17 protein-coding genes are annotated in these 18,263 nt (G+C 68.2%); 13 read left to right on the top strand and 4 right to left on the bottom strand.

What is annotated here, in order from left to right; all coding sequences use genetic code 11:
- Window positions 1-10 precede the first annotated feature (10 nt).
- From BKA25_RS00885 to BKA25_RS00875, 3 genes are all read left to right on the top strand, one after another.
- Window positions 11-685: a hypothetical protein gene (locus BKA25_RS00885; RefSeq protein WP_069852884.1), complete on the top strand. Its 675-nt coding sequence runs from the start codon at window positions 11-13 to the stop codon at window positions 683-685.
- A gap of 44 nt (window positions 686-729) precedes the next feature.
- Window positions 730-1,323: an orotate phosphoribosyltransferase gene (gene pyrE, locus BKA25_RS00880; RefSeq protein WP_069852885.1), complete on the top strand. Its 594-nt coding sequence runs from the start codon at window positions 730-732 to the stop codon at window positions 1,321-1,323.
- A 259-nt stretch (window positions 1,324-1,582) separates the two neighbouring features.
- Window positions 1,583-3,094, top strand: coding sequence for an alpha/beta hydrolase (locus BKA25_RS00875; RefSeq protein ID WP_236750420.1), 1,512 nt, complete (start codon window positions 1,583-1,585; stop codon window positions 3,092-3,094).
- Window positions 3,095-3,199: 105 nt separating this feature from the next.
- Here the strand turns inward: BKA25_RS00875 and BKA25_RS00870 are convergent, their stop codons facing one another.
- Window positions 3,200-3,583: a zinc-binding dehydrogenase gene (locus BKA25_RS00870; RefSeq protein ID WP_069852888.1), complete on the bottom strand. Its 384-nt coding sequence runs from the start codon at window positions 3,581-3,583 to the stop codon at window positions 3,200-3,202.
- Between BKA25_RS00870 and BKA25_RS00865 the strand changes: the two genes are divergently transcribed.
- Window positions 3,582-3,827, top strand: a complete 246-nt coding sequence (locus tag BKA25_RS00865; RefSeq protein ID WP_157421319.1) for a hypothetical protein — start codon at window positions 3,582-3,584, stop codon at window positions 3,825-3,827. The two genes, BKA25_RS00870 and BKA25_RS00865, sit on opposite strands and share 2 nt — an antisense overlap.
- A 42-nt stretch (window positions 3,828-3,869) precedes the next feature.
- Here BKA25_RS00865 and BKA25_RS00860 read toward each other — a convergent pair whose 3' ends face one another.
- Window positions 3,870-4,556 (bottom strand): GOLPH3/VPS74 family protein, encoded by a 687-nt coding sequence (locus BKA25_RS00860; RefSeq protein WP_069852890.1) that lies wholly within the window; start codon window positions 4,554-4,556, stop codon window positions 3,870-3,872.
- 363 nt (window positions 4,557-4,919) lie between these two features.
- Between BKA25_RS00860 and BKA25_RS00855 the strand changes: the two genes are divergently transcribed.
- The 9 genes from BKA25_RS00855 (at window position 4,920) to BKA25_RS28215 (ending at window position 16,153) form a co-directional block, all read left to right on the top strand.
- Window positions 4,920-6,377, top strand: coding sequence for an alpha/beta hydrolase (locus BKA25_RS00855; protein WP_069852892.1), 1,458 nt, complete (start codon window positions 4,920-4,922; stop codon window positions 6,375-6,377).
- A 105-nt stretch (window positions 6,378-6,482) separates the two neighbouring features.
- Window positions 6,483-7,016 carry an HAD domain-containing protein gene (locus BKA25_RS00850; RefSeq protein WP_069852893.1) on the top strand — a complete coding sequence of 178 codons (534 nt, stop codon included), beginning with the start codon at window positions 6,483-6,485 and terminating at the stop codon, window positions 7,014-7,016.
- Between the two features lie 65 nt (window positions 7,017-7,081).
- Window positions 7,082-7,885 carry a LemA family protein gene (locus BKA25_RS00845; protein ID WP_236751041.1) on the top strand — a complete coding sequence of 268 codons (804 nt, stop codon included), beginning with the start codon at window positions 7,082-7,084 and terminating at the stop codon, window positions 7,883-7,885.
- Between the two features lie 38 nt (window positions 7,886-7,923).
- A complete protein-coding gene (locus BKA25_RS00840; RefSeq protein ID WP_069852896.1) occupies window positions 7,924-8,571 on the top strand; it encodes a TrmH family RNA methyltransferase in 648 nt (215 codons plus the stop codon).
- Between the two features lie 81 nt (window positions 8,572-8,652).
- The gene (locus BKA25_RS00835) at window positions 8,653-9,849 is read left to right on the top strand and encodes a glycoside hydrolase family 76 protein (protein ID WP_236750421.1); all 1,197 of its coding nucleotides are present in this window, start codon (window positions 8,653-8,655) and stop codon (window positions 9,847-9,849) included.
- A 70-nt stretch (window positions 9,850-9,919) separates the two neighbouring features.
- Window positions 9,920-10,477, top strand: coding sequence for a DinB family protein (locus BKA25_RS00830; RefSeq protein ID WP_221312294.1), 558 nt, complete (start codon window positions 9,920-9,922; stop codon window positions 10,475-10,477).
- Window positions 10,478-10,517: 40 nt separating this feature from the next.
- On the top strand, window positions 10,518-12,476 hold the full coding sequence (locus BKA25_RS00825; RefSeq protein WP_084643476.1) for an NHL domain-containing thioredoxin family protein: 1,959 nt from the start codon (window positions 10,518-10,520) through the stop codon (window positions 12,474-12,476).
- A gap of 108 nt (window positions 12,477-12,584) precedes the next feature.
- A complete protein-coding gene (locus tag BKA25_RS00820; protein WP_069852900.1) occupies window positions 12,585-12,905 on the top strand; it encodes a GroES family chaperonin in 321 nt (106 codons plus the stop codon).
- 455 nt (window positions 12,906-13,360) lie between these two features.
- Window positions 13,361-16,153: a VanW family protein gene (locus BKA25_RS28215; protein ID WP_236750422.1), complete on the top strand. Its 2,793-nt coding sequence runs from the start codon at window positions 13,361-13,363 to the stop codon at window positions 16,151-16,153.
- A 328-nt stretch (window positions 16,154-16,481) separates the two neighbouring features.
- On the opposite strand, the gene BKA25_RS00810 is transcribed toward BKA25_RS28215, so the two are convergent.
- Both BKA25_RS00810 and dnaJ read right to left on the bottom strand, forming a co-directional pair.
- Complete coding sequence (locus tag BKA25_RS00810; RefSeq protein WP_069854177.1) at window positions 16,482-16,910, bottom strand: heat shock protein transcriptional repressor HspR; 429 nt, start codon at window positions 16,908-16,910, stop codon at window positions 16,482-16,484.
- 148 nt (window positions 16,911-17,058) lie between these two features.
- Window positions 17,059-18,249, bottom strand: a complete 1,191-nt coding sequence (dnaJ, locus tag BKA25_RS00805) for a molecular chaperone DnaJ (RefSeq protein ID WP_069852903.1) — start codon at window positions 18,247-18,249, stop codon at window positions 17,059-17,061.
- Between the last annotated feature and the right edge of the window lie 14 nt (window positions 18,250-18,263).

Here is an 18,263-nt window from a genome sequence, read left to right as displayed (position 1 = left end):
CGTCACCGTGATGGAGCCGTTCTACATCGCCTTCGGGACGTTCATCCTCATCCTCGTCGGCGTCGCGCTGATCTCGCGCTATGTCAGCCGCAGACGCCGCGAGGCCTTCCAGGCGTGGGCGCGAGACAGCGGCTGGACCTACGTGCCGCGTGATGACCGCTGGCTCCGGTATTTCAACGCACCGATGTTCCGGCGCGGCATCCGCCGGGGCACGCGACATGTGGTGACGGGCTCGCTGCGAGGTCGAAAGCTGGTGGCCTTCGAGTATTACTACGTCGAGCGGCAGGGCTCCGGGCGGAACAAGCGCAACGTCACCTACCGGTTCGCGGTGGCCGCGCTGTTCACCCCGAAGGTCCGTCCGATGCTCGAGGTCAGCCGGGAGATGATCGGACATCGGATCATGGGTGTCTTCGGGATGAAGGACCTCCAGTTGGAGAGCGAGGAATTCAACCGGGCGTTCCGGATCGAGGCGGAGAACGATCGCTTCGCCTACGACATCCTGCATCCCCGGACGATGGAGTGGATGTTGGGCGATGAGCGGTTCAAGTCATTGCCCTTCCGGTTAGAGGGTCCGATGCTGCTCACCTGGACCCGTGGCCGGTTGATCCCGGAGAACGTGCCTGCGATGGCGACGTTCCTCGTCGAGGTGATCGAGCGGGTGCCGGACTACGTGTGGCAGGACTGAGTCGTTTCGCGCTGCTCCGAACAGATGTGTCAGTCTGATGGCTTGTGGGAAGCGAATCGAGTTCTCAGGTAACCGGGGGCACGCCTCCGATCGACGATGCGGCCAAGCGCGAGTTGGCCACGCTGGTCTCGGAACTGGCTGTGGTGCGCGGCAAGGTGGTGTTGTCCTCCGGCGCCGAGGCCGACTACTACATCGACCTGCGGCGGGTGACGCTGCATCACGCGGCGGCGCCGCTGATCGGTCGCCTGTTGACCCAGCTCACCGCCGACTGGGATTACGTGGCCGTCGGCGGTCTCACCCTCGGCGCGGACCCGCTGGCGATGTCGCTGCTGCATCAGGCTGCGGCCACCGATAACCCCTTGGATGCCTTCGTGGTGCGCAAGGCCACCAAGCAACATGGCATGCAGCGCCGCATCGAGGGCCCGGACGTCGCAGGCAGGCGGGTGCTGGCCGTCGAGGACACCTCGACGACGGGTGGCAGCGTGCTCACCGCGGTGGAAGCCCTGCGCGAGGCGGGCGCCGAGGTGGTGGGCGTGGTGACCGTCGTCGATCGGAACACCGGCGCCCGCGAGCGAATCGAGGCCGAGGGCCTGCCGTATCGCTATCTGCTGGGGCTCGCGGATCTCGGCCTGAGCTGACCGCGTCGTCGTCCCAGGTCGCCGGGCGCCGAGCCGCGCGGACCGGCGCCCGGCGCCCCATCCGCCCGCACAACACACTCTCGCGAAGTCACAACACAGTTCCGGCGGGTCGCTTCCGCGCCGAGATGTCGACGTCTTACCAGTTCACGAGGTGTCTCGGCGGTATTCGACGGTGCGCGAACCGCCGGTTCTTGACCGTGTCGCAGGCACACGGTGTCCAGTAGTCGTCAACTGCAATCGACTACGGGGAGCGTGACACGTGAAGCAGAAATCTCACGTCGGCCGAAGTATGACGTTGTTGGCCGCGCTCGGCGTTGCCGGCGCGTTGGTCGGGGTGCCTGCCGCGACCGCCGAGCAGGAGAACCAGGCCGTGCCGCCGCCTGCGGCCGGGCTGGAGTGGGGCGAATGCCCCGAGGGTGTCGAGGTGGCGCCGAAGCAGTTGCAGTGCGCCACCGTGCCGGTGCCGCTGGACTACAACGATCCCGACGGTGAGCAGATCGAGATCATGATCTCGAAGCTGCCGAGCCTGAACCCGGACAAGCGACGCGGTGTGCTGCTGACCAACCCGGGTGGCCCGGGCGGTACCGGCTTGGACCAGCCGAGGTTCCTCGCGGACCAGGGCATTCCGGCCAGCGTCCTGGACAGCTACGACATCATCGGGATGGACACCAGGGGCGTCGGACACTCCACGCCGGTGGGCTGTGGGTTCACCATCGACGGCGAGTACCGCATGAACATCCCGCCGTACGCGGTCGACGAGGCTGCGGTAGACGAGCGAGCGGGAGTCGTCGAGCGGGCCGCCGAGCAGTGCTTGACCAGCGACGACAGCGCTCACCTGCGGCAGATCTCGACGGCGAACATGGCCCGCGACCTGGACCAGATCCGGGCCGCCCTCGGCGAGGAGAAGGCCAGCTTCCTCGGGTACTCCTACGGCAGCGGGCTGGGTGCCGCCTACGCCTCGATGTTCCCGGAGACGACCGACCGCGTGGTACTCGACAGCAACATCGGTGACACCCACCTCAACGAGGAAGGACTCCGCCGCTACGGCCAGGGCATGGAGCAGACCTTCCCGGACTTCGCGAACTGGGCCGCCGCGCGGCACGAGGCCTACGGCTTGGGCAGCACGCCGGAGGAGGTACGGGAGACCTACTTCAGCCTGGCCGAAAGTCTCGATGAGAACCCAGTCGAGACCATCGACGGCGTTCTCTTCCGTCAGGCCACCTTCGGTTCGCTCTACAACGAGCGGTCCTACGCTTCCTTGGCACAGATCTGGCAGTCGCTGAAGGTCGGGGATGTGGCCTCGGCGGAGACCATGCTGGCGGAAACCGCGCCCGAGGTCACCGCCATCGACAACGCCTTGACGGTCTTCCTCGCCACGACCTGCAACGACGTCGAGTGGTCCGAGGACGTCCAGACCTACAAGGACAACGTCGCCGCCGACCGCGAGGAGTTCCCGCTCTTTGGGGCAGCCGCCGCCAACATCCTGCCCTGCGCCTACTGGGATGCACCCCTCGAGGAGCCGGTGCAGGTCAACACCGACGGCCCGGAGAACGTCCTCGTCCTGCAGAACGACCGCGACCCGGTCACGCCGATCGACGGCGGCAAGTCGATCAATGAGAAGTTCGGCGACCGCTCCAAGCTGGTGAGCGTCGACGGCAGCGGACACGGGGTCTACGTCCTGGGCGGCAACGCCTGCGCACTGAACATCACTACGAAGTTCCTGCTCGACGGAACCATGCCCGATCAGGACGTGGCCTGCGAGGCATCCTGATCAACACGCCGCGGCATTCGATAGCGGCGCGATAGAAAATCCGGGGTGGGGTGGCGCGAAGCCGCCCCACCCCACAGTCGTCGAAATACCGGAGCGCCAGGTGGTTCAGCCCGTCCGAATCACGAGTTTGCCCAGGTTGCCGCCGGTTTCCAGCCTGCGGTGCGCCGCTGTCTCTTCCAACGGGAAGCTGCCCGCCACCACCGGCCTGAGCTCCGCGCGGATTCGACCGCTGAATGTCCGGATACGACGAGAGCCGAAGACCCTCGACGCCGCGATGTCCGCCAGGACCGCGGGTGAGGGGAAGGCGATGGTCACCGTGCGCGCGGCCAGTCTGCGGTAAGCGGCGAGCTCGGTGCCGACCGCATCCACCACCACGTCGTAGGAAGGCAGCTCGACTGGTCGGACCGCCCGCCGGTCCAGGATCTCGTTCGCGCCGAGCCGGCGAAGCGCGTCGAGATGGCGATCGCTCGCCCATCGGGTGGTGGACATGCTGCTTCGGCGGGCTCAAGCGGCGGGGAGCATCCGAGCCGGCCTTCGACTGGACGACATCCGATTGTTGATCGCGGGCAATGCGGGAGTAATCGCCACCGAGACCGATGATCCCGCCGCAGCATCCCGTCGTTATGTGACGCACATGCTGCGCGCCTTCCGCGCCCGGCCACGCCCCGCCGCTGCGCCGCATGGCGCATGGCGCATGGCGCATGGCGCATGGCGCATGGCGCATGGCGCATGAGCGACCGAACTGCCCGGCGCGAAGGGGTTTTCCGTTTCGGCGTTACGAGGTGCTGCCTGCCACGCTGACGGCGATCGCGGCACTCGACGCGGCGATCGCGGCGGCCGTGCGCATCACGGCGGCGTTGACTGCCTCGGACCCCCAGTTGCCCTGCTCGAACTCCTTGGCGCGGTCGTGGACCTTGCCCGACCACTTCGGTGCCGGGTCGAGGGTCGGGAGGGTGCCGCTGGCCGAGACCAGCCCGATCACCGCCGCGAGGTGCGCATCAGCGGGCGCGCCGTCCTCCAGGACATCGCAGACCCGCTGTCGAAGTGCTGCCTCGTACCCGGTCTCCTCGGCGGGCAGCCTGGTGGTCTTGAACAGGCCCAGCACCTTCCTGGTCTCCCGCCGGATGAGACCACGTTCGAGGAGTCGCTCGACGACGACCTTCCAGAGGTCGGCGCCGATCGCGATGAGCAACGGCTGGACTCGCTGAGTCTTCTCGGCGACCTTGTCATAGGCCGACTGCAACAACGGGTCCGAGAGCGGGCCGTCCCCGACCACATTGATCTTGGGACCATTCAGGGAGAAACGGCCTTCCTCCGCCTCGACCCTGCCCTGCAATGCGAGCTCGACCAATACGGCACCGCCGAGGGTGTAATACAGGGTGCCCGCGCCCGCCGGGCTGCCGGTCTTATCGTCGAGCAGCAGCAACATCAGATCTTCGACGATCAACAAATCATTCTGCATTGTCGTTCTTCCTCACGTCGATCGTTCTGGCCGTTGCCCGCTCTGCACCGTGGCCCGACCGGTTTCCGGTATCTCACCGCTGGTGACGGCGCCCGCGGTCCGATGAACGAGTGCATTCGCCCGGCACCGAGAAATCAAGCCTGACGCCAGTGTTCTGCATCGCGGTCCGCTTCACCAGTGACACCACGTCATGACTTGACAGGACAAATGTCATGAGAAGCGATGACATCGATTCACTACCCGCCTGCCACGGCGACTGATGAGATCAATGGCATGCGACGGGTGACCACCTGGGGTTTCTCCGATTCCCACCCCGGCCGATCCGCTGCGCATTACTCGATTCGTTTCCCAAGGAGGAGACCGATGCGGAGATCTGTCCTGACAGTCGTCACCGCGGCCGTGGTGACGTCGTTGACCCCGATGGGCGCGGCGGCGGCGACACCGGGAAGCCTGGAATGGGGTGATTGCCCGGAAGGCGTCGCCAGCCCCGGCTTGGAGTGCACCACACTCGATGTCCCGCTCGACTACCGCGATCCACACGGCGAGCAGATCGAGATCGCGATCTCCAGGCTGGCCAGCAAGAACCCGGAGCAGCGTCGGGGCGTGCTGTTGACCAACGCAGGCGGTCCCGGCGGTGAGAGCCTCATCTTCCCCGCCGCGATCGAGGGTCTCGACGCCCCGCAGGAGGTGCTGGACTCCTACGACATCATCGGATTCGACCCGCGCGGCGTCGGCCACAGCACCCCGGTGACCTGCGGTTCGGCGGAGGGTCACTTCACCAACATCCCGCTGTACGCACCGGACGAGGCCACCGTCGACGCCCAGGCCGAGGCCTCAGCCACGGTCGCCGAAGCCTGCGGGTCCTCGGAGTCGGCGGCGCTGCTGCCGCACATCACCACGGCGAACACGGCACGCGACATGGATCGGATCCGGGCCGCACTGGGCGAGTCGACGGTGTCCTACTTCGGCGTCTCCTACGGCACCTACCTGGGATCGGTCTACACGACGATGTTCCCGGAGCGCAGCGACCGTTTCCTGCTCGACAGCGCGACCGGCCCCGGCGGCTGGGATGCCGAGTTCTCCCGGCTGTTCGGTCGAGGCGTCGAGGACCGGTTCCCGGACTTCGCGCAGTACCTCGCGGAGCACCCCGAATACGGGTTCGGTTCGACCCCCGAGGAGGTCGAGGCGAAGTACCTCGAATTAGCCGCGCGGTTGGACGAGACGCCGAGCCCCGAGGGCTATAACGGCCAGCTGCTCCGGCAGGTGGTGTTCGCCAACCTGTACTACGACAGCGAGTTGCCGTATCTGGCCGAGATCCTGCAGGCGTTCGACACCGGGCAGCCGATCCCCGAGCCCGCAGCGCAGACCGCTGCCACCGACCCGGCCATCCCGGCGGACAACTACCTGGCCAGCCAACTGCACGTGATCTGCAACGACTCCGATTGGCCCGAGTCGATCGACACCTACAAGCAGAACGTCGAGGAGGATCGGATCAAGTACCCGAAGTTCGGCGCGGCGGGCGCCAACATCACGCCGTGCGCGTTCTGGCCGTCCGAGCCGATCGAACCGCCGGTGGAGATCACCGACGAGGGGCCGTCGAACGTCCTGATCCTGCATAACCTCCGCGACCCGGCGACGCCGCTGGTGGGCGCGCAGAAGTTGAGCGACGCCTTCGGCGATCGAGCCAGGATGATCACTGCGGATCAAGGCGGGCACCTGGCCTACCTGTGGCTGGACAATCCCTGCGCCAACGATCTGACGACCGACTTCCTGGTTCACGGCGAGCGGCCGAAGCAGGACGTGGCCTGCGGACCTGCCTGATCCCTACCGTGCAGGACGAGCCGCCCCGGGAGACCGCATGGTCTTCGGGGCGGCTCGCTCCCAAGCCACGGAATCAAGGCCGCATGGCATCGCTACCGTGCGGGAGTGACCGATCTCGGGCGCCGCCCGCTGCTCTTCCTCGATGTCGACGGACCGCTCATCCCCTTCGGGGCGGATCCGCCGGAGTATCCGACCTTTCGGGCGCACGGGGAATCCGAGACGAATCCGCTGTTGCAACGCATCGATCCCGAGCATGGACCTCGGCTGACGGCGTTGGGCTGCGAACTGGTCTGGGCGACGACCTGGCTGGCCGACGCCAACGATTCGATCGCACCACGGCTCGGCCTGCCCGCGCTGGCGGTCGTCGACTGGCCGGAACCCTCCGAGATCGAGACACGGGACGCGCGGGCCGGGCTGCACTGGAAGACCCGTGTCCTGGTCGAGTTCGCGGCGGGACGGCCGTTCATCTGGGTCGACGACGAGCTCACCGACACCGACCGAATCTGGGTGGCGGCACACCACCCGACGCCCGCCCTGCTCCACCGCGTCGACCCACGGCATGGCATCACCGCCGCCGATTACACCGCCCTCACGGCCTGGTCGCGTCAGACCTCTCGATCGCTGCCGCCCTTCGATTGATCGGCGACTTCTCGCGACCAGGTGACCCGGTCGAATACAGCCGGTAGCCTCACGACGTGGACCCGATGCTGCTGATTCTGCTGATCTTGCTGGCCGTGGTCGTGATCATCGGCATCGGTTACATCGTCAGTTACAACAGGTTCGTCGCACAGCGCAACACCATCGAAGAGTCCTGGCGACAGGTCGATGTCGAGTTGCAGCGACGCTACGACCTCATCCCGAACCTGGTCGAAACGGTGCGCGCCTCCGCGCAGTTCGAGCAGAGCACCCTGCAACAGGTGATCTCCGCGCGATCCCAGGCGATGCAGGCCAGGCAGGCACATGCCAGCGTGCACGATCAGAGTCGCGCCGAACAGCAGCTCACCGGCGCCCTGCACGGCTTCCTCGGCCTCGCCGAGAGCTACCCGCAACTGCAGTCCAACCAGAACTTCCTGCACCTGCAGAAGCAACTCGCCGACACCGAGGACCGGATCGCGGCGGGCCGCCGGTTCTACAACGGCAACGTACGTGCGATGAACACCCGGGTGCAGTCCATCCCGTCCAGCATCGTGGCGAGCATCGCGAAGATCTCCGCAGCCGACTACTTCGAGGTGGACGACCCGTATGTCCGGGCATCGCCGTCGCTGTCCGGCGCCTTCGACTCGTTGAGCTCTCCGCAACAGCCGCAGCACCAGGGCTACCAGCAACAGCAGCCGTTCCCGCACTCCGGCCAGCAACCCGGCCTCGGCCAGCAGGGTCCGCCGCCGGGATACGCGCCGCAGCAGGGCTACGCCGGTCAGCCCGCGCCGCAACAGCAGTACGGGCAGCAGGCACCGGGTTCCGGGCCCGGTTACCCGGGTGGTCCTTCGCAGCCGCCGAGCCGGCCCTGACCGCCGGCGCGGGGCCCGAGCAGGCGGGCGAGGAACCCGTGGACGAGGCCGGTCCAACCGAATGGGTCGTCGGCGAACCGGTGGGTGTCGGCCCCTGGCCCGGCCCGCTTCCCGAGGACGAGCGTTACGATCCCGAGCTGCTGGCCGAGGGCGACCGACGCAATGTCATGGACGCCTACCGGTACTGGCGGCGTGAAGCGGTGGTCGCGGATCTGGATGAGCGGCGGCACGATTTCCACGTCGCCATCGAGAACTTCCAGCACGACCACAACATCGGCACGGTGGTGCGCACCGCGAACGCCTTCACCGCCAAGGCCGTGCATATCGTCGGACGCCGACGCTGGAACCGGCGCGGCGCGATGGTGACCGACCGCTACCAACATGTGGTGCATCAGCCGGATGTGGCCGCACTGCTGGCCTTCGCCGCCGAACACGAACTCGAGATCGTCGCGGTGGACAACACCCCTGGCTCGGTCCGCCTGGAGGAGACGACCCTCCCGAGGCGCTGCGTGTTGGTATTCGGACACGAGGGCACCGGGGTGTCGCCGGAGACTCGGGACAACGCGGATCTGCTGGTGTCCATCGCACAGTTCGGTTCCACCCGATCGATCAACGCGGGGGTCGCGGCGGGCATCGTCATGCACTCCTGGATCACCAGCCATGCCGACCTGTCGACCGCCTGGTGACAGGTAGCGCGAGGACCGTTCCGACCCGCGTCTAGCGAGCACAGACTGCACGAGGGTCCCGGTCGAGCGCACCATGGCACGGTGACCAAGGACGCCGGAAACGACGAACGGGACCCGACGCCACGCGGCGTGTGGGCAACGCGGGCGGATGCGGCCGGGCGCGCCGTGCACACCCGACATCTGCGCCGGGTCTGGGGACTGCCCGGCACTCGGCTGGGATTGATGCACTGGCCGCCGAGCGGCGTCGACCGCCTCGGGGTCGGTTCGTGGGGCTACTGGTGGCAGGCCCACCTACTGGACTGTTCGATCGATGCCTGGCTCCGCTCGCCGACGCCCGACCGGCAGCGCATCATCCGAGAGGTCAGCCGAGGAATCCGGCTGCGCAACGCGCGCTGGACCAACGACTACTTCGACGACATGGCCTGGTTGGGCCTCGCCCTACAACGAGCCGCCGAGACGGCGGACGTCGAACATCCGAAGGCGCTTCGGTTGCTCATCGACCAGCTGCACGGCGCGTGGACCGAGCAGGCGGGCGGCGGCATCTGGTGGCGGCGCATCGACCGCTATCCCGACGACTTCAAGAACGTGCCCGCCAACGGACCGGCCGCGATCCTGTTGGCCCGCAGCACCCGGTTCGGTGGGCCTGCCGCCGACCTCGACCGAGCGATCCGGATGGCCGACTGGATCGAGGCCCGACTGATCGATCCGGCGACAGGGCTGGCCTGGGACGGCCTGCGAGTCGACCTGGACGCGGATCCGGCGTCCACCCCGCCGGGTTCGGACATCAGATCGGTCGTCAAGAAGATCTACACCTATTGCCAGGGCGTGTTCATCGGCGCGTGCGTCGAGCTGGCCCTGGCCACCGAGGACGAGCAGTGGTGGGAACGCGCGGTGCGGACCATCAACGCGGTGGCCACCGAACTCGCCGACGCCGACGGGGTGCTGCCCGGCCACGGCGGCGGTGACGGCGGTCTGTTCGGCGGCATCCTGGCCCGCTATCTGGCCTTGGCCGCCGCCGCACTACCGGTCCGGTATGCCGAAGCCGCCGACACCGCGTCGAATCTCGTGCTGTCCTCGGCCGCCTCGGCCTGGAACAACCGCGCGGTCGCCGACGGTGGTCCGCTGTTCGGGCCGAGCTGGACCACCCCGGCGCGGGTCCCCGGCAGTGAGTCGGCGACGGCACGCCCCGGTAAGGAACGGGATCTGTCCGTGCAGCTCGGCGCATGGATGCTGCTCGAAGCAGCCGCCCAGATCGAACGGCAGCCGCCACCGAGTTGAGCAGTCCCACGCGGCCGGTCACGGCGAAATCGGGTACCGGCCGCGTCCCGTATCGAACAGAATCCGTGCCATGTCGAACACCGAAGCCGACGCGCGGCCCGTGTCGTCGTCCCGAACCGAACTCCTGCATTGGCAATTCGACTTCGTCTGGTCGCTGGCCGAGTTCCATCTGGCGCAGCTGGTCACGGCCGATCTGCGCTGGGAGCCCGCCGAGAACTGTTGGACGATGCACCCCACCGCCGATGGTGGCTGGAAACCCGACTTCGCCGAGATCGAACCGGACCCCGTCCCGGTGCCGACCATCGCCTGGGTGACCTGGCATCTCGGCTGGTGGTGGTCGGTCACCCTCGATCACGCCCAAGGCCGTCCGCCCCGCGAGCGCGGCGAGATCCGCTGGCCCGGCACGGCGCAGGGGACCGTCGAGTGGCTGCGCTCGCTGAGCACGGAGTGGAGTTCGGTGCTCGACCGGATCACCGAGGCCGATCTCGATGCGCCCGCGACCTTTCCGTGGCAGGACAACCCGGACATGACCGTTGCGCACACGATCGGCTGGGTGAACGGCGAGCTGATGAAGAACGTCGCCGAGATCGGCCAGCTCCGACTGTTGCGCGCGGCGTCCGCAGAGTAGGACCAAGATCGCTTGCCGGTGGTCGAACCGGGTGAGCTCCATGACAATCCGTCCCAGACACTGGGACGCGGAACATCCGGACGGCCGAAGGGCGTTGAATCCCGTTGTGACTTCTTCGGTGCTGCGCAAGGGTCGGGTCCGGGCGCCCGAGTTGGTCGGACGAGGCTGGTTGAACACCGGCGCCTCCACGGACGGCACCGAAGCGGGCCCCACAGGCACCAGGTCCTACTCGATCCAGGATTTCCGAGGGCGGATCACGCTCCTCGACTTCTGGACCTTCTGCTGCATCAACTGTCTGCACGTCCTGGACGAGCTACGGCCGCTGGAGGAGGAGTTCTCCGACGTCCTGGTCACCGTCGGAGTCCACTCGCCGAAATTCGTGCACGAGGCCGATCCGGCGGCGCTGGCTGCGGCGGTGGAGCGCTACGAGGTCACCCACCCGGTGTTGGACGACCCGGAGATGGCCACCTGGAGCGCCTACGCCGTTCGTGCCTGGCCGACGCTGGTCGTGGTGGACCCCGAGGGTTACGTCGTGCACGTCGCCGCGGGCGAGGGCCACATCGAGGCGCTGCGCGCTGTGATCCTCGAACTGATCGCCGTGCACGAGGCCAAGGGCACCCTGCATCGCGGTAGCGGTCCCTATGTTCCGGTCGAACCGGCCGAGACGACCCTGCGGTTCCCGAGCAAGGCGATCGCAACGCCCACCGGAACGCTGTTGGTCGCCGATACCCGGCATCACCAGATCGTCGAACTCGAGGCCGACGGCGAGACGGTGCTGCGTCGAATCGGCTCGGGAACCCGGGGCCGAGCCGACGGCGAGGCGTCCAGCGCACAGTTCTCCGAACCGTCGGGCTTGACCCTGCTGCCCGCGCCGCTGGCGGCCGAGGTCGGCTATCACCTCGTCGTCGCCGATACGGTCAACCACCTGCTGCGGGCGGTCGATCTCGATACCGGTCGCGTCCGCACGGTCGCGGGCACCGGGGAGCAATGGCGGTCCGGCATCGACGCCGGACCGGGAACCGACATCCCGTTGACCAGTCCGACCGATGTCGCCTGGTGGGCGGGCGCCGACGCGGTGATCATCGCGATGGCGGGCAATCACACCCTCGGGTCCTTCGATCCGCGCCGGGGCACGGTGGCCCGCTTCGCGGGCACGACGGTGGAGGGCCTGTCCGACGGGCCCGCCGAGGAGGCCTTCCTCGCCCAACCCTCCGGTTTGGCCGCGACCGCCGAGAGACTCTGGTTCGTCGACTCCGAGACCTCGGCGCTGCGCTGGGTCGGCGCCACGGCGAGCGGTTTCGAGGTGCGCACCTCGGTGGGCACCGGACTGTTCGACTTCGGTCACCGCGATGGTCCCTCGGCGGAGGCGTTGTTCCAGCATCCGCTCGGGGTGACCGCGCTCGCCGACGGCAGTCTGGTGGTCGCCGATACCTACAACGGCGCGATCCGGCGGTTCGATCCGGCGACCGACGAGGTGTCGACCCTGGTCGACGGCCTTGCGGAGCCGTCGGGTGCCGTGGTGCTCGACGAGGAACTGCTCGTCGTCAGCTCGGCCGCGCACCGGGTCGACCGGCCGGTGCCGCCGGGGGTGGCCGCCACGCTCGTCGCGGGCGAGGCACACCAGGTTCGGCGGGAGGCCAGCGAATTGGCGCCGGGCCCTGTCGAGCTGGCCGTGGTCTTCACGCCGCCGCCCGGCCAGAAGCTCGACGAACGCTACGGGCCGTCGACACGGGTCGAGGTGACCTCGTCGCCGCCCGAGCTACTGGTGTCCGGGGCGGGGGTGGATACGGCGTTGAGCCGGGAGATCGTGCTGGCCGACGACATCGAGGGCGGAGTGCTCCATGTGGTCGCGCAGGGCGCGTCCTGCGATGACGATCCGGCCGTGGAACATCCCGCCTGCAGGCTGGTCCGGCAGGACTGGGGTATCCCAATCCGAATAGTGCCCTCGGGAGTCACTCGACTACCCCTAGTGATGGGTGGTCTGGATCACGACGTGTAATCTACGTCGGCACCGACCGGACAGGCGGGCGTCGAGCCAGTCAACCACCCGGTGTTCGACCACCCGGACCAGTGACATGGCCAGCAAGGACACAAGTAGGCTCCACGGGTGTCCGTAGCCAAGCTTGAGATCCAGATGCTGCACGACCGTGTCATGGTCCGTGTCACTTCGGACGGCGGAGAACGCCGAAGCAGCGGCGGGATCGTCATTCCGGCCACCGCACAGGTCGCCAAGCGTCTGGCCTGGGGCGAAGTGGTCGGTGTCGGCAACAACGTCCGGACTGTCAAGGTCGGTGACCGTGTCCTGTTCAGCCCCGAGGAACAGTTCGAGGTCGAAGTCCAGGGCCAGGCCTATCTGGTGATGCGCGAACGTGATCTGCATGCGGTCGCAAGTGAACAAACCGACCACGGTACCGGCCTTTACCTGTGATCGTGACCCCGCTGTGACTATGGGCAGGTAGGCACTCTCTGCTAGCCCCACACGATCGAGCACGGAAGATTGGGGGAGCGGTGTCGGAGCGCACTGGCCCGCCTGGACCGCCGCACACTCGTCACAACGAGTCAGAGAAGAACACGTTCCTCACTCCCCCGGGGGAAGGGCCGTCACAGACGCCGTCGACAACCTCCCAAGGGGCTGGCACGTCTAACAACGTGCAAGACGTGCCAGTGAACCCTGGATCCCCGAGGAACGACGGTGCCGATTCCCGTGACACCGCGCCGGGACAACCCGCGCAGCAGTCGGGACCGCCCACCGAGGGGGACACCACGCCTTTCCGCCCGGTGCGGCCTTCCTCGGACTCGAATAGTCAGGCGGGGGCTGCGACGCCCAACTCAGATCGTTCGGAGCACACGCCGCCCGGTGGCGGGCAGTCCGGCACCGGACACGTGAGCGACCCGCGCCCGAGCTCGGAGCCGCAGGCGGCCGACGCCGAACGGCAGGCGGACGCCGCCCCGGCAGGCCAGGAACGGACCTCGCTGTTCCGTCCGGTGCAGGCCGGGCAGCCTGGCCCGTCTGGGCCGCCGTCGAACCAGAACACGAGCCAGGGGCAGGGCCAGAACCCGAACCACCCGCCCACGGCCGCCGAGTCGGACCAGGGCCGGACCTCGCTGTTCCAACCGGTGCAGCCGCCCTCGTCGGACGCTCCCCCGCAGCCGAACCAAGGACCGAGCCAAGGACCGAGCCAGGGGCCGAACCCTAATCAGCGGCCCGGCGCCTCGGACAGCGGTCAGGAACGGACCTCGCTGTTCCAGCCGGTGACGCAGCAACCGACCGAGCAGCCCCCGTCGGATCAGCAGACCGTGGCGCTGTCCGGTTCACTCACCGGTTCGCTCAGCGGTCCGGGAACGCCGCCCGCAGGCCAGCCATCGAGCGGGCACCCACGAGACGACCACCAGCAGCCGCCCAACCCGCAGGCCGGCCCAGCCCCGCACAGCGGATCGCTCAGTGGCTCGCTGACCGGCTCGTACTCGGGTTCGCTCGGTCCCACCGAGGAGAAGCCCGCCGCCCCGGCCGAGCCCGCGCCGGAACGCACCACGACCTTCTCCCCGATCAGGGATGCCGAGACCACCCGTTTCGAGGGAAGCGCCGTCTCAAGTGGCAGGTCACCTGGGTTGGAAGGCAGGCTGGGCGAGCAACAGGCCACGCACGTCGTCTCCGGATCGCTGCTTCCCACCGACGGACCGCCCGTCGCGGGAGCCACCGAGGTCATGGCCTCGGGGGACAGGCCGCAAGGCCCGAATCAGGCGCTCCAGGGCGCACTGCCCCAACCGGGTGAACCACAGACCGTGGTGATCCCCAAGGTCAACTATGGCGGCCCGCCGCCACAGCCGGAGCAGGCTGGCCTGACCGCGCTCTTCGACGGCAGCGCTGCCGCCGAACAGGCCAGGCAGGAGGCGGTTGGTGGGGAGCAGGAAGCCGAATCGGGCCATGGCCCCATGAGCGACGCCGAGTACGCCCGCAGACTCTCCAAGGTCAAGCGCGGCGGCCTGGTCGCCGCCGCCGTCGTCGGCGTGCTCGGTCTGCTCTACGGCGCCGATCTGATGCTCAGCTCCAACCACATCCCGCGTGGCGTCGAGGTCGCGGGCGTGTCCATCGGCGGAATGGAGCGTTCCGAGGCCGAAGAGCGCCTGCGGGCCGAGATCGGCCCCCGCCTGGGCACGCCGGTAGCCGTGCAGGCGGGCGACGTCGAGACGGAGATTGACCCCGAATCGGCCGGACTCACCCTGGACTGGGATCGCACGCTCACCCAGGTACAGGACCAACCACTGAACCCGTTCGTCCGGTTGTCCTCGTTCTTCACCAGCCGCGAGGTCGACGTCGTCACCGCAACGGATCGAGACCAGCTCACCGCAGCGGTCGAGGCGCTGTCTCCGGAGATCAACCGGGAACCCGCCGAGGGCAGCATCGCCTTCGAGGGCACCACACCGGTGGCGATCGAGCCCATGAGTGGGCAGAACCTCGACATCGACGGATCGGTGGACGTCCTCTACTCCGGCTGGGCCGATGGGCGCCAACTCGAACTCCCGGTGTCCGAGGTCGAGGTGGCCACCACCAGCGAGGGTGTGCAACGGGCCATCACCGAGATCGCCGAACCCGCCGTGGCCTCACCGGTCACCATCACCGGCGACGGCAAGGACGCCCTGCTGGAACCGGCGGTCATCGCCTCGGCCCTCACCTTCGTCCCCGGCGAGAACGGCGGCCTGAGCCCCGAGCTGGACCTGGGCAAGGTGACCGAATCGCTGCAGCCGCAGCTGGCCGACACCGAGGAGGAGGGCAAGGACGCCGAGATCCTCTTCGATGGCGGGTCGCCGCGAATCGAACCCTCGGTCGATGGACGCGGCATCAACTGGGAGACCACCCTGGAGCCGCTCCAGGACGTACTTCGCGCCGCGGTCCCGCAGGAACGCACCATCCCGGCCGAGTACGAGGACCAGCCCGCCGAGATCACCACCGAGCAGGCGGAAGAGCTGGGGATCAAGGAACAGATCAGCAGCTTCACCACCGGCGGGTTCGCCGCCGACTCCGGAATCAACATCCGGCAGGCGGCTGCCGAGGTCAACGGGGCCATCGTTCCGCCGGGCGAGACGTTCACCCTCAACACCCACACCGGTCCGCGTGGCCTGGCCGAGGGTTACGTCGAGGCGGGCATCATCCAGGACGGAGCTCCCGGCCGGGCCGTCGGCGGCGGTATCTCGCAGTTCGCCACCACGCTCTACAACGCGTACTACTTCGCGGGTCTTCAGGACAACGGTCACCAGGAACACAGCTACTACATCAGCCGCTATCCCGAGGGCCGCGAGGCGACCGTCTTCCAGAACCCGGACGGCAGCAGCGTCATCGACGTCGGTTTCGTCAACGACAGCGACACCGGAGTGGTGATCCAGACGAACTGGACGCCCAGCGAGGTCACGGTGACCATCTGGGGCACCAAGCGGTACGAGGTCGAGTCGGTCACCGGCGATCGCACCAACCTCACCGAACCGCAGACCAAGGAGATTCCCGAGGGCGAACCCTGCAGCCCGAGCAACGGCGGTCAGGGCTTCACCGTCACCGATACCCGGATCATCCGTGATCTCAATGGCAACGAGGTTCGCCGCGACGGGCCGCGCGCCGTCACCTACAACCCGCAGCCCAAGATCGTTTGTGGCAGCGAAGGCGGCGAAGACGGCGACCGATGATCTGATCGGCTGCGACGAGTAATCCGACTCGGCACCCGACACGGCCACCTCGGCTGTGTCGGGTGCCGTTGCGTCGGTGGGCCTGGGAGTCGCCGCGCACCTCGGCGCAGGCCTCGGCGAATCGAGGCGGCGGGCGACCATCGGCGGTCGGTGTCGATGTTGCCTGCGCAGGGGCCACACTGCGCCAGGTCGCGGACGAACCGGGTCAATGCCGCGCCGCGATCGGCGCGGCCGCCGACGACGACGCGATCGGGATCGGGTCAGCCGGCTGCGCGCCGTGATCAGGTCAGCGCGGTCGAGTCAGCGAAGTCGAGTCAGCGTGATCAGCTCAGCGCGGTTGGGGCCGCCACACCACCAGCGCCGTCTCCTGCCGTACCGGCACGAGGTCGCGCCGGTACGAGGTGTGCACCGCCGCAGCGGCCTGTTCGGCGGCAACGTGGGCAGCGGCCACCTCCCTGGCCAATTCCATGACCTGGGCGCGCAGCTCCTCGACCTCGTTCTCCAGCTCGATGATGCGCTTCACCCCGGCGAGGTTGACGCCCTCGTCCTGCGACAGCCGTTGGACCTCGCGGAGTAGTCCGATGTCCCTGGCCGAGTATCGCCGCCCGCCGCCTGCGGTTCGGCCGGGCGAGACGAGCCCGAGCCGGTCGTAGGTTCGCAGGGTCTGGGCGTGCAGGCCGGAGAGCTGGGCAGCCACCGAGATCACGAACACCGGGGTGTCCTCGTCGACTCCAGGCGGAAACGGGATTCCGGTCATGTCGGCTCCTCCGCTGTCGGTTCCACTGGGGTGGACTTCGCGTCGGTGGATCTCACATCGCACGACACCGACGACGGCGGCGCGCTGGGCTGCCGAGCGCACGTCGGTCGTGTTCTCGCGGCCCGGTTAGCGAAGAACACGACCCGCTTCACCCCCGCTGTCCCTCGTCCAGCAATCTCGTCAGTTCGGCGCGGGGGTCGTGGTCTGCGGTGACCTCCGCATAGTTGCGCAGTGCCTCCTCGGCCGGACCGTCCAACCGGGAGGGCACCGTGACCTGAAGGGTGACCAGCAGGTCGCCGGATGAACCATCGCGCTTGGCGATACCGCGTCCTCGGACGCGCAACACCCGACCGCTCGCGGTGCCGGGTGCGACCTTCACCGACACCCGTCCGTCGAGAGTCGGCACGCTCAGTGTGGCGCCCATGGTCAATTCGGGAAAGGTCACCGGCAAGACCAGGGTGAGATCATCACCCTCCCGGCCGAACACCGGGTGCGGGGTGACATGGACCCGCACGTACAGGTCGCCGGCGGCCGCGCCACGTCGGCCGGGTTCCCCCTGGGAGGCGAGTCGAATGCGCTGGTTATCGGTGACGCCGCCGGGAATCCGCACGGTCAGCGTCCTGGTCTGCGTGCTCACGCCCTCGCCGCCGCACTCCGGGCACGGGTCGTCGATGAGCCGCCCGCTGCCCCGGCAGTCGCGGCAGGGCTCGCTGAAGGCGAAGGCCCCCTGGCTTCGGGTGACCACACCCGCCCCGGAACAGGTCGTACAGGTCTTCGGTGTGCTGCCCGGTCGGGCACCGGAACCGTGGCAGGTGGTGCAGGAGGCGGGGCTGGAGAGCCGCAACGGGACGGTGGCGCCCCGGATCGCCTCCACGAAGTCGATGCGGATCTCGGTTTCCACATCGGCGCCACGCTGCGGACGAGTGCCACCCGCCTGCGCGCCACGCTGTTTGCCGAACAGCCCGCCCAGGATGTCGCCGATGCCGCCGCCCGCGCCGCCTGCCGCCGCGCCGCCCCGGTTGGCGAACATGTCGCTGAAATCGAAGGTGCTGTTGCCGAAGCCCTCGAAGTTGCCGCCGGGACGGAAGCCGCCCCCGCCGCCGCCGAACAACCGGCGGGCCTCGTCGTACTGCTTGCGCTTGTCTCCGTCGGAGAGCACGCCGTACGCCTCGGATACCGCTTTGAACCGCGTCTCCGCCTTGGTGTCGCCCGGATTGGCATCCGGGTGCAGCTCCCTGGCGAGTTTGCGGTACGACCGCTTGACCTCGTCGGCGGAGGCGTCGGGAGGGACGCCCAACTCCGCGTAGAAGTCCTTCTCGATCCAGTCTCTAGCGCTCATTCGGACGTCCCTCC

This window comes from Actinoalloteichus hymeniacidonis (assembly GCF_014203365.1).
Lineage (GTDB): Bacteria > Actinomycetota > Actinomycetes > Mycobacteriales > Pseudonocardiaceae > Actinoalloteichus_A > Actinoalloteichus_A hymeniacidonis.
This window is presented reverse-complemented; position numbering and strand designations above follow the sequence as displayed.